Genomic DNA, 18,703 nt, shown 5'->3' with positions numbered 1-18,703 from the left:
TATATGTACTTTCTAAGCTGCCTGCGTGGCAGTGAAGAGGAAGTTGAGGGCCCAGCTTTCATTGTAGATATTTCTAAGCTGCCTGCGTGGCAGTGAAGGAAAATGTAAAAAACTCTCAGAACCAGCCAGCTTTCTAAGCTGCCTGCGTGGCAGTGAAGAAAACCTTTGAAGATTCACTTATCATTCATTTTTTCTAAGCTGCCTGCGTGGCAGTGAAGCAAAGGAGATACGAATGGCTAAAGAGGTGTTATTTCTAAGCTGCCTGCGTGGCAGTGAAGTGCTCGAAAATTGGAACATTTAAAGGCTCATATTTCTAAGCTGCCTGCGTGGCAGTGAAGGTCAAAAGACTATTTATACCCCGTTTGGTTTATTTCTAAGCTGCCTGCGTGGCAGTGAAGGCATATTTTACTGAATCAGATCCGTTGTTCATTTTCTAAGCTGCCTGCGTGGCAGTGAAGCGAATGTTTAGATTTAGGTGGCACCGTTGATGTTTCTAAGCTGCCTGCGTGGCAGTGAAGCGCAAACGAGTATTATTAGTACAAGAAGGAAGTTTCTAAGCTGCCTGCGTGGCAGTGAAGACGGTCTTTGGCACTGCATCAGGAATTGTGTAGGTTTCTAAGCTGCCTGCGTGGCAGTGAAGTTTAGTCGCAAAGTCCGCAAGTGACATGGTCATTTCTAAGCTGCCTGCGTGGCAGTGAAGAATCTTGTACAGAACTTATCCACCGTTTCTGTTTTCTAAGCTGCCTGCGTAGCAGTGAAGTCAAACATTCTCGGAGGGAATGAGCTCGATATTTTCTAAGCTGCCTGCGTGGCAGTGAAGATCTGTTTTACCACTGTTTATCTAAAATAGATTTTCTAAGCTGCCTGCGTGGCAGTGAAGCACGTTGGGCACCGAGTAATGAAAATCATACTTTTCTAAGCTGCCTGCGTGGCAGTGAAGGATATACAGTCACCCTCATGTCACCCTCACTGTTTCTAAGCTGCCTGCGTGGCAGTGAAGACCTCAATGGTGAGGAACTACCGCGAAGTATGTTTCTAAGCTGCCTGCGTGGCAGTGAAGGATAGAATAAATGAAAAAAGATAAGTTGCAACAGGCTATTGAGGCAAAAAACCTATTTTTACCTTGTTAAAAACAGCCTATTACAACTCATTGTATTTTATACAGATTTTAAAAGAGCAAAAATAAAGGGTAAAAATACCCTTTATTTTGTTAGAACTGAGGGACACACCCAGCCGAATTTTCATCATTTGCCTTTGCGCTCAATCCATAACAGTCAAATGTGCCATGTGTATCACTGTCAAATTCTTGCATGGCAATAAATAACGGGTACTTACTGCTTTTATCGGGTGAGCGCACTTTTGTCTGTTGGCTATGCAAAAAGATAAAAGGATGTTTAGTATTTAGAGCAGGTTTAGTTTGTTCCAGTTCAGCTAAACATTCCCCTAAAGGCTTGCCACTTTTTTGAGACCATCGCTGCGCTTTTTCTGCCATTTCACGCTCAATGCGCTCAGGACTTTTAACATTTTTTCGCGTGAAACTCGCATAACTGACCGCATCTGGTACAGGTTTTATGCCTTTAACATGCGTATAGTCTTCAAGCCGACTTAGCCATTTAGCGATATTAAGCTGTTCAAGCTGTGCTTGCTCTTTAGCAAATAGCCTCAATTTTGAACCCAGTGGAAAACTAGCTTTACCATATTGAGGAAAACCAACGGCAATAGCTGATTTATTTTTATCAACCTTGTTCTCTACAAGCGCAATATGCACTTGTTGATACACCTTTTGCCAAATGTCACTAAGGGGTACTTCTGGTTCTGGTAATAAGGTAATTTCTTGGTAGTAATTCATAGCTCACCTACTTACTTGAGCGGCTAAACACACCACCACGGATTAAATTAGCTGTAACGTAAGCTCGCTCATCTATGGTTAGGTTTTCATCACGTACCCATTTAACCATTAATGTGTACAAATCAATTTTATTTTTTCTGTATGCTTCACCGCGCTGGGTAACTGATCCAAAAGGCTCAATAGCTATTGGCTGACTGCTTTTGCCATACCAGTTATCAATAGTTCGTAGCGCATTACCAACTTTTACATTATGAATGGCTGCGCAATCATCAAGCTTAAACAATACTTTACGTTTTTCATTCATATTCATTTCTTGAGATGGAAAAACGTGTTGACCATTGCCTAATTTGACGTAGGCATTCACTTTAATCAAAGCAAAGCTTTCATCATCGCCTGCTAGCCCTTTTGCTATCGCTTCGGTTAATATCGCTAAAGCTTGGTTGTTGGCTCCTTTTTCAAAGTTTTTTAATGAAAAATCATAAGCATCAAATATGAGTGTTTGATCAAACTCTGTAATGTCTACATGAATTGATATTGCCTCAGCTCCTACACGATTTCGCCATAAAAAGCGACCATTAGCTATATTATAGGCATAACGAAAAGCCAGTAAATTCAAGCCTTCACTGGATTTAAACTCATCAACTTTATTAAAAATGGCTGATTCAAACTCGGGGGCATTACAAGCAAACGGCTTACCTAAATCACCCACCACACGAAGTGAAAAGCTGACTTTTAATGTATCCGCATTTAAAGGTAAGTTAGCATCATCACTGTCTGATGACGCTGGATTTGGTTTAGTTTTATCTTCATCACTAATACCATGTGCACTCTGTGTTGAGCGGTTTTGCCTTTGTGATATTGCAATTTTCGGCCATTCTGCTGAGTCTTCATTAAAGTTTTCTTGCCAAGTACCTGAAAACATTAATGCATCCGACACTTCTAATTTACGCTCAAATGAAAGTAAGCTTGGCAGTTCTATTTTGATTTCTATTGACATAATAGTTCCTAAAAAGAGTAGTAAAATTTTAAAATTCTTCGAATTCGATAAACGTGTCTGTCTCTAGCCCTTGTTTGCACAAGTACCAATGAGGATTACTCTTGTCATAAGAGTATTGCCATAAGCTTTTTTCCAATGCTTCTGGTGTATTGACTTTATGTATACCGCACCACAGCCCAATACCATGAGTCGCTTCGACAAAACAAACATCAGTTTCGTTGTCGCGTGTGTTAGCAACTTGATTGTTATTTTGCTTGACTGAAATGGCCTTATAACCGTTCATGATTGGTACTAAGTAGCCAATATGTTTACGTTTTACATAGTTCCAATCTGCGGGGGTTTTATTACTTGGCTCACAATAGTGTTGCCATTGCTGTAACAACTTTTTGTTATGTTTATCCGCAGGTAAGCCTGCAAAGTATTCGATTAATTGCTGTGGAATATGCTCTGGTCTAAAAACGTCTTGATGAAGATGTTCTTGCCAAACTTCAAACAGCTGGTTGACATTGTTGTTACTTGAGTCTTGATGCAATAAGTCCAACAGGTGTTTACCAATCAAGTTCGATTTTGGCCGTGCGCGCTGCTTTAATCTTGAAAAATCTAACCAAGCATCAAGCAGTTCTGCATCGGTATTTTGGGTTAATAGCTCGCTATAGCACTCCGCTAAATAATCACTTTTATCTAGTAATACAAAACCCGGTAGTAATTGGTAATTTAGCCTTATTACATCTTGCTCGCTTTCAACCGTCTTTAATGAAATATCTTTTATGCTCACGATCGAACCACCAGCAAGGCGCTGGCGGCAACAAATCGCTTTTAGCCAGTTGATAAAGCTAGTTTCTCTGTTACCGACATTACCTTCATAGGCTATCAACAAAGAAACAGTCAGGTTCATTTTACCTTCTTCAATAATGGGCGGCGCATCCCCTAGCTTTGCCGCAGAGGTGCCATGCATATAAGGTGGATTTTTACTTTGCAAAAATTCGATATCTCTTGAAGCTTGATAAGTATGCACTTGGTGTTGATGGGAGATTATCGCGCAGCCACCTAATGAGATATCATCAAAACCAGTGTTATTTTCAAGCTTTCTTGATAGGTTATGGGTAAAGCCCAAAAAGTGAGTGATCGCAGGAAACCCCCATGTAAAACCCGCAATGGCATTGGCGTTTTGCACTTGAATATGGCTGAGTAATATATATTGCTTCATCGTAATGTCTCCTCCGCCAAGTTTTGAGTCGTCTGCACTAAGTTAACTTGAACTTGTAATTCAAACTTTCTTAATTGATGTTCAGCAAAAGATTGCCAAAGTTTTCTATGGGCAGTTGTGGCAGTTAAGGTTTTGTCTTTGCCTACTAACCAGCGGTTTAACCACTTAGCGAAATCTCTGCGCACAACAGTTTGCCAATCGATGGTTTTTCGCTTTGCTTGAAAGGCTTTATCTTGCCAATAAGGGTCTAAAAAACATTGGTATTCATCAGTTAACTCACTGTTTGCCGACCAACCCGCTGGTAAAGCATGAAGATAAGAAACGCGATCAAGTATTTCGTCAAAAACATTTTGCACCCATTTCTCTAACCACTTTTTACGTTTAGGATCTTTAATGCTCAGTGATAAGTCATTAAATCTAATTATAAAGTCTCTGATAAATTCAATATTTACCTGACTTGATCTAGAGGGATATAAACCATCAAAATACGATGTTTTAGTTAATGGCGCTTTTAACTGTGACTGCCATACAGGGGGCTGTGAAGAAAATAAATGAACTTTGCCCGCTCGTTTGCCATTTAGTACCGATACATTTTGAGGTTGACTCGCAACCGTAGCTATTTTCGCCGTATTAGTTGTTCGTACATAAGTATGATCACTATAAGTTTGCGCCTTGACTGCTTTGCCGTCTTTTTCCTGTTGCTTTTTTACATCTTTCGAAAAACACCTGTCATAGATAGCTTGGCAAGTAGCTGAAGATGTAAGCGGAGTTAATAAGTGATAACCGTCATCAACAGGAAAATAAACTTGTTTGGCTAAACTATCACTTTTAAGGGGAGCATTGAAAATGGCATTAAAACCAGTAATCCACGACGCTAGCTCTTGCTCATCATCAGCAAAAGACGATAATGGCTCACTATTCCCTTGGTAAATTTCTTCACTTAGTAAGCCACCATTGTCGAGCATTAAAAACTTCACATTTTTTGAAAGTGCACCATTAGGGTAAGCACCATCAATAACAGGCGACCGCAATGATGAGGTGGTAAGAAAGCGATCGTCTTGTGCAGAAATACGATCAAATATTGATGATGCGCTACTACTTGAATGAGTTAACTTGGCAATATGAGTGGCAGGGAATACACCATCACCCTGCATTAATGCCTTACAAATCCAAATATTATAAAAGCAAGATTTTGCTTGTAACTTTGCTAATTGCTCTGCATTTCCTTTTATCCAAGCCTTACCAATAAAATCAGCATAAACTAACGATAGTTTATCGCACTCTTTAGCTGTGACTTTGATTTTTTCAGCCGCCTTACAAGCCTTGTTGAACCCTTTTAAATCTTGCTCCTCTGGCGCTTTGGCGGTGAGTAGTTGTGATTTATAAAAGTCAGCCAGCAATAATTGCCTGTACTCTGACAGCTTACTTTGTTCTCCCGTGCTATCAATATATTCTTTTATCAATGCAGACCATGGCCTGCTTTGTTCATTTTCATTCATATTAACGATCTCTTGTTTTTTTATTCGGTAATTGGTGTAAGCCTAAATTTTCGTGATAATGGTATTGGTAGGTCTTCGCTGGATCAACGTGATACAGAACCACTCTAAGCTCAGCAAAACGCTTAGTGGCCTGCTCTAAATCTATTTGAAAATAATCAGCTAACTGTTGATAAATTGGATATGGCTTTAAATCAAACCAAAATTGATTGCCACTAGCGATTGTCAGATTTTCAATCTTATCTATGTCTATAGCGTTTAGCTCTAGCGTAAACTTATTTGGGTAAGCGTCTTCATTTTTCCATTGCCAGCGGTGTTCACCATCTTCATCAACAAATAAGTAATAAGCCTCATCTTTTTGTGATTGCCTAAATCGTTGTTGTTTTTGTATCTCGCCACACCAATGAGGTGAATAGTCCCACCAAGCCGATGCGGCTTTTTGGTTTTTATCTTGCTTATCCTTCAATTCAAATAACTGGTATTGCAGCGCTGCATATTCCAACTCAACTAAATTGAAAAATTTGCCACTTCTGTCTCTTTTATAAGGCGTTTTTAGTGAAATACTGTGAGTTGCATCGACTTTTTCATACTGCTCTCCACTCAGTACGCTATTAAGGTCATGACTAATAAGGCTAATTTTTTCAGATTCATAACCTGGCTTTTCAAAGCAAATTTTCTCTTGTTTTAATGCTTTGATATTTTGACTTAAAAGAAAAATATTAGGCTTGGATGGTAGTATGCTTCGATGTCTCAAAATGCGCCCAGCTAGTTGTACTATCGAGCGCATCGAGCTTGGTTCAACTATTGCCCAGTCATAGTCATGATCTCGCCCTACTTCTGCTACCGGAGATGCAAGCACCACAAAAATATGATGTTTGTTTGGGTATTGCTTTAACTTATCAGTTAGCTCCTTTGGTGGCCATAACCTGTCTTTAGCATTACGTTTAAGGCAAACATCAAGCTGTTGCTCTAAGTGAGAACGGATAGCAAGCGGATAAGCAGAATGATAAACACAATAATGGATACAGATATTGCTAGGGCTAGTAAGTGCTAATAATGCTTTGGCAACCGCTATCTGAGGATTAATATTAGCCATGCGCACTAAACCAATAGAAAAGCTTATTCCGTGATAATCATTAGCATGTTCATCATGTAACTTTAAAACACCTTGATGAATTGTTTTTGCGTAGCGTTGATAAATACAGTCATGGTTCTCTTGCTTGATGACATCCAATATGTAGCCAAGACGATTAGGCTGTATTTCCTTAGCTAATAATTGAATGCGCTTTGATACAAACTTGCTATGCGCTTGCCTAAAGTTACTATCATCAGTTATTAGCTCACTTTTAACTTTAAACTCATCAAACCAAGCACAACTTATTTCACCATTAAAGTTATCAATATTAGCGTTAGCAAATTGCTGCCAACCTTTTTTATAGGCTCTAAATAATGCATTAGCTAATGCTTGTGGCATAGTTGCAGTAGAAAGCAATACACGACTACCTAGCATACCGCTCCAATAAACAAGCCGAGTTAATGCAGGTAAGTCTTTTAGGCCAAAATCATCGGGTTCGTCGAGTATTAAATCAGAGGTTAATAACCTTAAGTTGGCTGGGATTTGTTGGCCACCTCTTATGCCCTCACATGCCGGCATAAGATGATCTATAGTGCAGACAAGCAGCGGCGCATTAAGTAGCTTTTCTATCTTATCATTGTGCTTTGTCCACCTTGATAAGCTATGGTGCTGACCCGCATACTTATAATCGATATGTAAGTCTTTATCTAATAAATCTTGTTCTGACTCACTACCTTTACCTTCAAGGCTAGGTTGATCCTTGATGGTGACTTTACTTTCGTCTTTCTCTTTCATTTCAAATAGTTGACTTACTGCCGAGCCTCCAACCAAGATAGCTAATTCTTCATCCGTCAGACCTAGCTCTTTACGATACTCTTTACCTGTTTGTAATGTTAACGACCTTAAACCTAAAGCAACATTAAAGCGCGTTCGACCACTTTCTTGACCTAAGGCAAACATTATTTTGGCATTGGCTAACGTTTTACCTTTTCCTGTCGATGCCATATTAATGCCGAAAAAACCATGTTTTTTAGTCTCTTTTCCTAAGGATTTAGCCAGTTTTCTAGCATCATTTTGCCAACCAAATTTCTCTTTATACTCTCCATCAACATTCGACGTTAGTGCGTTACTCTGCACCAATTGTGGTAAATCATTGTTTAGCCTTATTAAGCCATCTGCGATTTTTGATGCGTAATGGGCAACGCCAATCAAATGCTCATCTAGTTGCTGCTTTGTTACTTTTTCTCCCTGCTTATTTTTTTCCGTATTTGCAATAATAGGATAGTTTTCACTACGCCAATCCAAACGTATATCTTCAACAGGCTTGGCAGAATAAGTATGATCAGCCAGCATTAAACAAAGCCGAGCTAGGTGGGTAGTAAAAGCATCATCATTTAGCCAATTTTTACCTTGATTGAAATTTAATTGTGCTTTAGCTGCTGATGCTACAAAACAAGCTTTAGAACACCAATGAAAACTATTTACGGGGCTACCATACTCTGTTAATGCCCAATTATCTTGCCACCTTTCTTGCTCATCATCATTGGCTGACTTAGGCGAGTTCCATAAAGCGGAAAAATTCTTTTCTTGCCAATACTCGGTTTCTGAAAATGGAGCGTTTTTTATAGAGATAGGTAACTTATGGTGAGAAAGGATCAACCAGCCTACTAATCGAGCAAAACCCGTTAACTCCATTAAAGGGTTGCTATGCTCTTTTTCTTTATCAATGCCGTCTCTAATAAAGTATTCAAAATCACTTTTATTTGGTTGGACTAAGGCATTTATCCACTGAATATCTTTTTTATCGCCGACAAATGCTTGAAACATTCTTAGAGAAACCCACTCATGACGAAATGGCTCATGAGAAATCTTCGACTGCCCTTTCAGCTTCTTTTGAAAAAGCACATTAGCTTTACCAAAGTCATGAAATAAACCTGCTATTGCTGCTGCGTGTTTTATTTCAGTAAATGTTTTCCAATAATGAGAATCATAATAATCAGAGGCATCAACATGAGTATAATTAACCGGCACCACGCCCTCTAAATTAAACTTACTTTTATTCCCCACCACCCACAAAAACTGACTTCGGGCACGGCTTCTGATCCAGTGGCAACTCACCGCAGTGCTATGACTGGCGGTTTTTCGCAGCATCTTTTTAACGGTATCGAGCCCATCTTGGGTGATCACGGTTTGCCATGTGTTATCACCAATGCGGTTGGCGAAGGCATCCAGTACCCGTCTGGTTTTCTTGAGGGCGTTTTTCTCACATTGAGATACAAATGTGACCATCATAAGGCGTCACCTTGTTGATCATTTTCAATGGCGGCTATTTGCTCTTCACTAAACTCTTGCAATGTAACTTGCTTTACTTGATCAAACATATAATCCAGTGCTTTGTGGTCGGTAAACGCTTGTAGGATCTGCTGTCGAAATTCTTGCTCGGTGGCATTTTCTTTGGCACAGATAAATGCCCAAGGCAGTACCAATGCATCTTTGATTAAATCGGCAACATCGAAAACACAACCGCCTTTTCTAGTTTTACCGTGCAACACAGCAAAAGAATGAGGAATACCGAGCACCCACAAAGTGCAGGCACCCAAACCATAAGCGAGATAATTGCCGTGGTTCAAAAAATCATTGGCTTTGCCAATATCAACCTTTTTGGAAGATTTATGTTGGCGCTTAAAATCTTCGCTGTCGGTTGCGTTTGCGGCATATTTATAAAGTACCTTGGTGAGCTGTGCTTCGGTTAACAGCAGCTCTTGTGAACTATTGGCTTTGTCTGTACGCGTAAAAAAGGTATCCAGCGCGGTTTGAATAGCTTTATCGTCAAAGTTAAAGCCTTCACTTTTTAAGTCTCGGTCTTTTTGCCAAACTTGCTTTAAAAATGCGATCCGTGCCTGCTGAAATTGCTTTGCAGCATCTAAGCGCTTTTCATCATCAAACCAGAATCCCATCCAGCCTTGCAGGTACTCAGTTGGTCGATACTCATTTTGCGGCGTCATCCATTCAATTTCACAGCCCATGTACAAAGGTGTTGCGCCGCCGCCACAAAAACCAACTAATACACCAGCTTGAGCAAGCATGCGCATCGCCGCTTGTGTAATCGAGGTACCATTACCCAGCAAAATAACCGTGGTATTGGCAATAGGAATATTAAAATAGAGGTTCTCTTTGGTGGCTTCGGTCAAATATAAAACACGGCCATCTTTTTGCATTACGCGGCAATATTCTAGATAAAATAAGTTGGCACGTTTTGAGTGCAAAATAGCTTTTAAATCGCTAGGGCTAAAGTCTTCCATCGTCTTCCACTTCCTTTGGGTTTAGACATAACCTACCGTTATCAATGTGCGGCTTCAATGCTGCACGTATCACCAGTTAAGTTTTTTACAGGTGTTTAATTCCAAAGTAGCTTTTGCTTTCTTAGAGTTCGATAGCAATCTGGGTCCATCACAATTTGCTGAGCTTCTGGGCTTGGGTGTTGCACATCTAAACGTAAAATACTGATCAAATAATTAAGCAGCGCCACGTTGGTTTTGAGCTGTTTTTTGTTGCCGCTCATATCAAAATCATGGGCAATGACTTGCTGAGCATAATCACTTAAACGCGGATCTGGCATTATGGTTAACGTGACTTCCTGCTGCCATGCTTCATCATCTTGTTTGTACTTTTGTGCCTTACATTTGAATTCAGGACACGCAGATAAGATGCGAGATAGTGAAAAGTCTCTAAAGCCTTTGGCGTCTTCGCAATATGCTCTTAGGTGATAACGCAGGCCTGAGTTCACCAATGTATGTGGGCGAATAATACGCTCTGTTTCTCCACCTTCTTTTATCGACTGGTAACGAATATCAAGCACACTTTGTCGGCGGCAAGCGTTTAATATGGGCCGCAAAATAGTGGGGTTGAGTTTTCTATGGGGGAAAGGAAGCGTTGCTATCGTCGAGGTACTTAGGTTGTGAACATACTGCTCACCAATTAAATTAGCATACTCGGTAAAGTCTTGGGAAATATAATTTGGTGTAAAGGGGGTTGCCAATACATAAGCTTTTTCAGACTCGTTATAATGCGCGTCAATTTGATAGCGCGCGATAAAGTCTGTTAGGTAACGCCTTGCGCTGGGTCTTGATAGTTTGAACTTATCTTGAAAAGTGCCTGTTTGGATCTCTCCTTGCCAAAATAACACCGCCTCAATATACCTAAAATATTGCTCTTCCTTAGCTTGCATAAATCACTTTTGGTAAAATTAAAGTGAAATAAATGTATCAAAATAAAAACAGGAAGTCATTGATCAGCGACAAAAATTAGGTGTAACATGCTATTTTTTAACTAACTCACAGTCTGGTTTAGTCTATTCATAGAGCAGCTGTTATCTGCTAAGTTAAATCATATAAACTGAAAAAATAAGTTAAGTTACCAATGAATAGACTGCCAACGGATAAAATTGCTCACTTACTTGATATGATACCCACTCGTGGTTATATCTTCTTCTCATCAAATCAGTTGTACCCATTAAATACAGTTAGTTGCGTGCTTTATTTATGGCTAACCGAAGACTGGCTTACTGCGATAGTTGGCGCACCAATCATAGGGGCATTAATAACATTACTGTTAAACATAGCTCTATTTTTCTTAGGTTTGTTATGTGTCTGTTTTCTTGTGTTGTTACTCGCTGTATTCACCTTAATAAATACCATTTTTCACAAACCTATCAGTGAGATTCGTTCTCGATTTCCATGATGCTCAATTAACAGGGAAATTGTGTTTACAGGCTTTACTAGTGACCTCTCATCGAAAAACCAATGGTTTCCGAGGCAAGCTCGGAATGACGGGTGTGGGAATATGCAGACTTGTGGGTAAGCACCAAAGCTGCCTGTATAATACCTCTTTACTCGCCGTCATCCTGCTGAAAATCAGGATCTAATTTTGTTCTTGTTAAGCCCAAAATTTCATCACGAATACATCAAACTACCTGTAGTGGTGAAGAAACTTTTTTAAAGGCAAAGCTAAGTCGATACCCGCCCATGGAGCTTGGTTACATCGGTCATCCATGACCTCACTTCCTCGCGCTGCGAAACTGCGTTTCGGTCCTCATCACCTAAGCTGCCTGTTCGGCAGTGAACGCGACAGATCAAACTGTTCCCTCAAGTGTAGATTTCTAAGCTGCCTGTTCGGCAGTGAACTTAGCAGAAGCAATGCAAGCAGATGTCGGGCATTTCTAAGCTGCCTGTTCGGCAGTGAACAAAGTGTGGTGTTTACTCAATCTCAATATGGATTTCTAAGCTGCCTGTTCGGCAGTGAACTTGTTTCTTGTAGGCTTTCTTCTAACAATATATTTCTAAGCTGCCTGTTCGGCAGTGAACAGATTGAATCTCGCTTGATGTATACGGTCGGATTTCTAAGCTGCCTGTTCGGCAGTGAACGCCCTTTTATATTGCAGGTCCAACGATTCAATTTTCTAAGCTGCCTGTTCGGCAGTGAACTTTTTGAATAGACACTCGCTTGCTGTGATGTTTTTCTAAGCTGCCTGTTCGGCAGTGAACGTCGATGATATGTTTCAGCATCAGTTGTAATATTTCTAAGCTGCCTGTTCGGCAGTGAACATCAGCACTTTATGCTAGGCATAGTTTTAATATTTCTAAGCTGCCTGTTCGGCAGTGAACGTAGTGAGCAAGTTAAATCTCAAGTGGTATCGTTTCTAAGCTGCCTGTTCGGCAGTGAACGAGAAATGAGATAATTGTTGATATGCTCTAGCTTTCTAAGCTGCCTGTTCGGCAGTGAACATTTGCCTGCCAACATATAAAAGCCATCAATATTTCTAAGCTGCCTGTTCGGCAGTGAACGCCCAGTTGCTAATGTCACTTGCTCAAATACCTTTCTAAGCTGCCTGTTCGGCAGTGAACCCAGAATGAAAGCAATCAATAGGCAGGGTTCATTTCTAAGCTGCCTGTTCGGCAGTGAACCTTCGGTATTTGTTAAAACTTTTAATAAGTCATTTCTAAGCTGCCTGTTCGGCAGTGAACAAAAAGTTAAAGACTCTCGTTTAGCAAAATTCTTTCTAAGCTGCCTGTTCGGCAGTGAACGGGCAGGGCGTGTCTGCGTTACTAACGTTGAATTTCTAAGCTGCCTGTTCGGCAGTGAACAAGAGCAAGGCCGCAACGCTGTTCCCGCGTATTTTCTAAGCTGCCTGTTCGGCAGTGAACAGATGCACGTAGGCTCTCGAATGAATTAAATATTTCTAAGCTGCCTGTTCGGCAGTGAACACTCTAACTTGATTGCTCTAGCCTGTTGTGGATTTCTAAGCTGCCTGTTCGGCAGTGAACTGCATTTTCAAGTGAAACAGAAACCAACAAAGTTTCTAAGCTGCCTGTTCGGCAGTGAACGTACAAAAGCTGCGAGTTGAATTGATTCTTTGTTTCTAAGCTGCCTGTTCGGCAGTGAACAACCAGAAGCTAACGGGCCAACGAAGCAAGAATTTCTAAGCTGCCTGTTCGGCAGTGAACTCCTGTAAGCCAAAAGAACGTGCCGACTTTTGTTTCTAAGCTGCCTGTTCGGCAGTGAACACCAGGCTCGTTTAAATCTGCATCCGCCGTATTTTCTAAGCTGCCTGTTCGGCAGTGAACTATAGATTTTTAACACAAAAACACTTAAATACAAACACCTAGGTAAATAATGTGGAAAATACCTTCTTTTTTAGGGTACTTGTAACTTATTGATTTTAAACATTCTGTTGATGAACATAAAACAAAAGGTATTTTTGATACCCTTTTGACACACAAAAAAGGCCATTTTACTGGCCTTTCATATTTTCCATTTTCTATATGGACGGATTTATCTAGAGCAGTTATTCATACAACGTCTAATAAAATCATTACAATTTGTCCAAGGTGGCGCCCACTTAACACAGGCTTCATATTCATACTGGCAACGATCCTGACACGCATTTGATGGGGTTAGTAGGTCTAAAATGGTTGGCTGAGCTGGGTAGGTAGCTGCTGTTACACCGTCAACCGTTAAAGTTTGATTAGTATTGGTCGATTGCGTATCTGCTGCAATAGCTGCAGCACTCATTGCTAAACAGCTCAGCGCTGCAAGTAGTACTTTTTTCATGATTTCTCCTTGAGTCACCTATATCAAATAAAAACCATAAAACGCTATCACCATTACACAAAATTAACAATTGAGTTATTTTTAACCGCACACTATGTATGAATAACTTATACAATCCAACATAATAAAATTTCACTTTGGATTGTGCGTATATTTCCTAAGTTTTTAAAGAGCGTATTACCTACAGTTACTGTGTAAGAAAACAGTATAAAACCCCCACAATTTGCTACCTTGTCAACCCCCTTTACGCGGCTTGTGATTGCGCACGCCACAAGCGTGTGTAGTAGCCACCAATTGAAAGTAAGCAACGATGAGTACCAGTCTCAACAATTTTGCCTTCATCAATCACCAAAATATTATCTGCATGCACAATGCTTGCAAGACGATGCGCCACAGTGATCACTGTACGATCTTTTTGCAAATGCTTAATTGCGCTAACAACTTCAGTTTGGGTAATTGGGTCTAGTGAGGCAGTTGCTTCATCTAATAGCACAACTGGCGTATCTTTGAGTAAAGCCCGAGCTATCGCAATGCGTTGCCGCTGACCGCCAGATAATCGTACCCCGCCTTCGCCGACAGGCGTGTCTAACCCATTTGGTAATTTATTGATAAACCCTAGACACTGCGCCTGCTCACATACATGACGTACTTCTTCCAGCGATGCATCTGGCTTGCCGATACGAATGTTCTCTAAAATACTGGCGTCAACTAGCTGCATGTCTTCAAAGACCATACTGATAAGGTTGTGCACGCCTTCAGTTCCAATATCTTGAAGATCAATTCCGCCAATTTTTATGCTGCCACTTTGGGGGTCAAAAAAGCGTGCACACAGGTTGATTAACGTCGACTTGCCACAGCCTGCTTCTCCAACAATAGCGGTCACTGAGCCTTGCGGCACAAAAAATGAGATATGCTCCAGCGCCTTCTTATCATCATAATTAAACGATACTCGTTCAAAATTGATGTCAAACTGCTCAGGCTCTTGCGGTTTATAGGGCTCTTCCATAGCCTCTTCACAAAGCAATAACTCAACTTTTTGCTCTGCTTGTACTGCCAGCTTTAAGCTCGTGCCCTGCTCTGCTGCATCATTCAATAACGCTAATATTTGCAGCAATAACATGGCAAATATAATGACGCCCAAATTTATATGAGCAGTGCCATTTTCAGGTGTTGTAAATGCCAACATCATAACAAACAGCACAACAGCAAAACTCAATATTACTTGAAAGCCAAGCACTGGCGCTGGTCCCCACCCTTCAACTTGCAAACTATGCTGCTTACTTGTCTTAAGTTGCTTTTGCACACGGACTAACCAGTGGCGTGTTTGGTTAAATAACTTTAACGTGCAAAGCGCCTCTATATAGTCGGTAATAACACTGCGAGTATGTTTATGAGCCTGTACTTTTGCTTTGGCGGCCCGATTAAACCTTGCCTTGGCAACGTGTAGCACCCAAAAAGCACAGGGCAAAATCACACAGAGCCCCAGTGCATATAACGGCGAAATGATCAGCATTAATAATAGTGCGATAATAGAAGCGACTGCCGCTGATAATAAGTCTGGTAAAACATGTGAAAAAAGACTTTCAACTTTTTTAATATCCGCACTGAGCAATTCTAAAAGCTCACAGTTATGGGCTTTGTATATATACCCCAAAGGTAACTGCCGAAAGTGATTTATCGCTTTTGTACGGTATGCGTGTGTCAGTTGGTAACTACCGGTAAAGGTGCGCAATTGACCAAGATAAGCGCACAATAATTGCGCCACAAAAATTGCGACTAACACGATGAAATAGTCTATTGGAGACGACAACAAAGCCCCCTCTAGAGTACCAAACTTCTGCTCTGTATGAATCCAATAAAAGCAAAACATTATGGGGATGATACCAATACAGCGCTCGAGCCCTCTAAAGATTACCCCAGATAAAAACGTCTTTTTCCCATCATTCACATGACCTAATATTCGGCCAATACTGTTTATTGCTTGTCTATCCATTTAAATCTCATAACTCAGTATAGGTGCAGGTGTAAAATGTGTGGCCGAGCTAGATTCACCGCCCTGTAAATGCCAGCCTTTTTGATAATGTTCGCAGCGCGCTAGCAAAGATTCATGATCCCCCTGAGCGACAATTTCACCGTCAACCAAACTAAATATTTGATCGCTATTTTCAAGGCCAACATACTTATGAGTGATCACTAAAAATGTGGTGTTAGGGTAATGACCTTTTAAACCTTGATAAAACTTACTGTGTGTTAGGTTATCCATAGCGGCACTCGCCTCATCTAAGATCACCAAAGGTGGTGCAGCTAACAATGCTCTTGCTATGGCTATGCGCATTTTTTCCCCGGCAGATAAATTAGCACCTTGAGCACTCACTGGTGTTTCAAGCCCTTCTCGTTGGCGTTTGAGCCAAGGCTTAAGCTGTGCAGCCACCAGTGCATGATCAAGCGTCTCTGTGCTAATGCCACTTCGTCCAAATATAATATTATCGCGCACAGTACCTTCAAATAAGTAGCTTTCTTGTGTCACCACGCTCATAGCTTGCGCGCGCGCGCCATCAGATAAACCAAATACATCTTGACCGTAGAGCTGCACTCGACCTGCACTTGGGACCAATAATCCACACGCTAACATCGCGAGTGTCGACTTGCCACCACCAGAGCCACCAACAACCACGTTAATGGCATTGGGAAGCAATTTAAAATGCACATTACGTAGCACTGTATGTTGATGATAACGAAAATCTACACAATAAAATTGCAACATGGGGTATTTTGAATTGACTTGTATGGGCGCTTCGTCTCGATGGTTTGGTTCGACACTAAACAGCGGCGTAATACGCTGGATACTTTCCAGTAGCTCGTTAATTTCTATAAAAAATCGACTTACTTTAACCACAGGCCCAAAAATGCCAACAGCTAACATCAAAGCCAGTAATGAATGACTCAATGTGATTTGCCCACTACTGTGCAACCAAATAGTACAAGGCAATAAAAAAATAAACACAGAGCCAAGTAAAGCAGTATACAGACCCCAACTAGGTGCAGTGTGCTTAACCACCTCATGGACCTCTTGCTGATAACTCTTGAGCTGATTGTCCAGTATGGCGAAACGTTGACTATCCAGGTTGTATAACTTCATCAAAGGCGCGTATTTTACATAATCACTTAATGTGGTATTAAAAGCAGCATCAACTTCATTAAGTTTTGCATAATGTTGTGCTGTTTTACTCAGAAAACAAGCTCTCACGATAAGCGCAACTGACACCACTGCAGTTGTGCTCAGTGCTAACCGCCAATCAATCATAAATAAAGCGAGTACAATACATAGAGACGTTAAACAGGCATTGAGTAGTTCAACACTTTGATGAGCAATGAAGTTTTCGAGCTTCTCAACATCTTGAAGACATTGTTGCTTCAGCTGAGCACTATTTTGCTTTTTGAGCCAGTGAAGTGAAAAACTGGATAGGTTTTGTGCAAGTCTAAACCTGACTTCGGTCAGAATTTTAAAAGCCATTTTATGGCTAAAGTAATAAGCGCCAACTAAACATAGGTTTTTACCGATGATCACTGCGACTAAGCCCGCGGCAATCCACAGTAGCTTCTCAGTAGACGCAGCCGCAAGTATTAATATTTCATTGAGCGACACAAACAGCAAATACACAGGCAGTAACTGCAAACAACTGACCAATGTGATCAAGCACACTGCCAAGGTTAGTGTTACTTTATGTGATGCACAAATTTGTCTCAAGACCCACCAAGGACTTCTATTTTCCTCAGTATCATAAGGCTCATAACGCATATAAACAGCTCCTTGAAATGCGTATTTAAATCAGGGCCGAACGGCTAGCCAAATAATATGAAAGTAGCAAAGTAATGCAATCGCCTCGCTTCCAAATACTGACTTTGTTCAGGTGAGTTTGTCATAAATCAAACAAACCTCTGACTCCCTTAAGCAAAGTCAGTAACAAAGACTGAATTCAGATTACAATGATTACTCTGTTTATCAATGTTAATTTATTCATGTGAAATACAGTTATTCGGCAAGATTTATCAACAAAAAGACAAGTGAACTTAAGTTTTATTCATAACAATAACAAGCATATGGACCAGCTCTTTTTCCGTCTTTTTGTATGCGCTTTGCCTTTCCAGCACACAGAATTACAATAATATGCAATTTACCTACTTAAAACCCATACATTTATACTACATTGTGTGCTGCTTTTTTAGGCCTTCTAACTACTGCTATTTCTACTAGTCCCAAACACATAACCTAATAATGCTGTAAGTGTTGGAAACAACACATTGAGTAAAATGAGCTGTAACGTATCAAACCAAAAAGACCGAAAATCACTTCTTTGTTGAGTTAGCTGTACGAGTACATCTGAATGCGCCACTTGATTTGTCAATATCAGATTTTGGGTCTCTCTCATGGCAGTAAAGAACTGATATTCACCCCACATAAAGATACATAGAATAATGACCAAAAATCCGATTAATACACCAATGATCCCCCAAGTTAAATTAACACCCGCTCTTTCTTTACCTGTGAGCGGTTCGGAGACAGGGGCATCCTCAGGTGTGTAATCCTGTGCTGACGCAAGATCGATATCTTGCAATGGTTCTTGTGATTGGATTGCGTGTGATTGCGTGCAGTCCTGTGCACTTAAAGACATGACTTAACTCATATTATATTTCGTATTTTACAAATTGGATTTGGAGATATTATTTAGCTCAGGTATGACAAGACGATGTATGTCTTTTCCCTGCTTATTTGCGGATAAAATCGTTCTGTCATGGACCACCTCATCTGATGCCCAATCTAACAACGTTAAAGCGACTTTTGTCAGATCACTTGACTTTTTTAGTCCTAAACGGCTTTGTAGTGCCGCTAAATAGTCCGCATCAACCGAGAATCTCACTTCTGTCTTCTTCGTATCCGCCATTAAAACTCCAAAAAATATCCAGCTTT

At 40.5% G+C, this 18,703-nt stretch carries 12 protein-coding genes and 2 CRISPR repeat arrays (1 of these 14 running past the window's edge); all 12 genes read right to left on the bottom strand.

Annotated elements, in window-relative coordinates; genetic code table 11:
* Nucleotides 1-1,060: direct repeats of the CRISPR family, unit length 28 nt; unit sequence TTTCTAAGCTGCCTGCGTGGCAGTGAAG; it reaches 1,252 nt to the left of the window's first position.
* A gap of 150 nt (nucleotides 1,061-1,210) precedes the next feature.
* The 12 genes from cas6f to QNM16_RS13210 all read right to left on the bottom strand — a co-directional run bounded on the left by cas6f (nucleotide 1,211) and on the right by QNM16_RS13210 (nucleotide 18,677).
* A complete protein-coding gene (gene cas6f, locus QNM16_RS13265) occupies nucleotides 1,211-1,849 on the bottom strand; it encodes a type I-F CRISPR-associated endoribonuclease Cas6/Csy4 (protein WP_284020934.1) in 639 nt (212 codons plus the stop codon).
* A gap of 7 nt (nucleotides 1,850-1,856) precedes the next feature.
* On the bottom strand, nucleotides 1,857-2,846 hold the full coding sequence (csy3, locus tag QNM16_RS13260; protein ID WP_284020933.1) for a type I-F CRISPR-associated protein Csy3: 990 nt from the start codon (nucleotides 2,844-2,846) through the stop codon (nucleotides 1,857-1,859).
* A gap of 28 nt (nucleotides 2,847-2,874) precedes the next feature.
* The gene (csy2, locus tag QNM16_RS13255) at nucleotides 2,875-4,053 is read right to left on the bottom strand and encodes a type I-F CRISPR-associated protein Csy2 (protein ID WP_284020932.1); all 1,179 of its coding nucleotides are present in this window, start codon (nucleotides 4,051-4,053) and stop codon (nucleotides 2,875-2,877) included.
* Complete coding sequence (gene csy1 / locus QNM16_RS13250) at nucleotides 4,050-5,552, bottom strand: type I-F CRISPR-associated protein Csy1 (protein ID WP_284020931.1); 1,503 nt, start codon at nucleotides 5,550-5,552, stop codon at nucleotides 4,050-4,052. The genes csy2 and csy1 overlap by 4 nt, the downstream gene beginning before the upstream one ends.
* 1 nt (nucleotide 5,553) lies before the next feature.
* Entirely contained in the window at nucleotides 5,554-8,916 is a 3,363-nt protein-coding gene (gene cas3f / locus QNM16_RS13245; RefSeq protein WP_284020930.1) for a type I-F CRISPR-associated helicase Cas3f, read from the bottom strand.
* Entirely contained in the window at nucleotides 8,913-9,926 is a 1,014-nt protein-coding gene (gene cas1f, locus QNM16_RS13240; RefSeq protein ID WP_284020929.1) for a type I-F CRISPR-associated endonuclease Cas1f, read from the bottom strand. The genes cas3f and cas1f overlap by 4 nt, the downstream gene beginning before the upstream one ends.
* 95 nt (nucleotides 9,927-10,021) lie before the next feature.
* Entirely contained in the window at nucleotides 10,022-10,852 is an 831-nt protein-coding gene (locus tag QNM16_RS13235; RefSeq protein WP_284020928.1) for a helix-turn-helix transcriptional regulator, read from the bottom strand.
* A gap of 867 nt (nucleotides 10,853-11,719) precedes the next feature.
* Nucleotides 11,720-13,247: direct repeats of the CRISPR family, unit length 28 nt; unit sequence TTTCTAAGCTGCCTGTTCGGCAGTGAAC.
* A gap of 208 nt (nucleotides 13,248-13,455) precedes the next feature.
* Nucleotides 13,456-13,734 (bottom strand): hypothetical protein, encoded by a 279-nt coding sequence (locus tag QNM16_RS13230; protein WP_284020927.1) that lies wholly within the window; start codon nucleotides 13,732-13,734, stop codon nucleotides 13,456-13,458.
* Nucleotides 13,735-13,978: 244 nt separating this feature from the next.
* Nucleotides 13,979-15,727 (bottom strand): ABC transporter ATP-binding protein, encoded by a 1,749-nt coding sequence (locus QNM16_RS13225; RefSeq protein WP_284020926.1) that lies wholly within the window; start codon nucleotides 15,725-15,727, stop codon nucleotides 13,979-13,981.
* A complete protein-coding gene (locus tag QNM16_RS13220) occupies nucleotides 15,728-17,533 on the bottom strand; it encodes an ABC transporter ATP-binding protein (protein WP_284020925.1) in 1,806 nt (601 codons plus the stop codon).
* 433 nt (nucleotides 17,534-17,966) lie between these two features.
* Nucleotides 17,967-18,407 carry a hypothetical protein gene (locus QNM16_RS13215; RefSeq protein ID WP_284020924.1) on the bottom strand — a complete coding sequence of 147 codons (441 nt, stop codon included), beginning with the start codon at nucleotides 18,405-18,407 and terminating at the stop codon, nucleotides 17,967-17,969.
* A 27-nt stretch (nucleotides 18,408-18,434) separates the two neighbouring features.
* Entirely contained in the window at nucleotides 18,435-18,677 is a 243-nt protein-coding gene (locus tag QNM16_RS13210) for a hypothetical protein (RefSeq protein ID WP_284020923.1), read from the bottom strand.
* Nucleotides 18,678-18,703: the final 26 nt, after the last annotated feature.

It is taken from the genome of Pseudoalteromonas umbrosa (genome assembly GCF_030125375.1).
GTDB classification, from domain to species: Bacteria; Pseudomonadota; Gammaproteobacteria; order Enterobacterales; family Alteromonadaceae; genus Pseudoalteromonas; species Pseudoalteromonas umbrosa.
The sequence above is the reverse complement of the archived record's forward strand: the minus strand, read 5'-3'. Positions and strand labels throughout refer to the sequence as shown.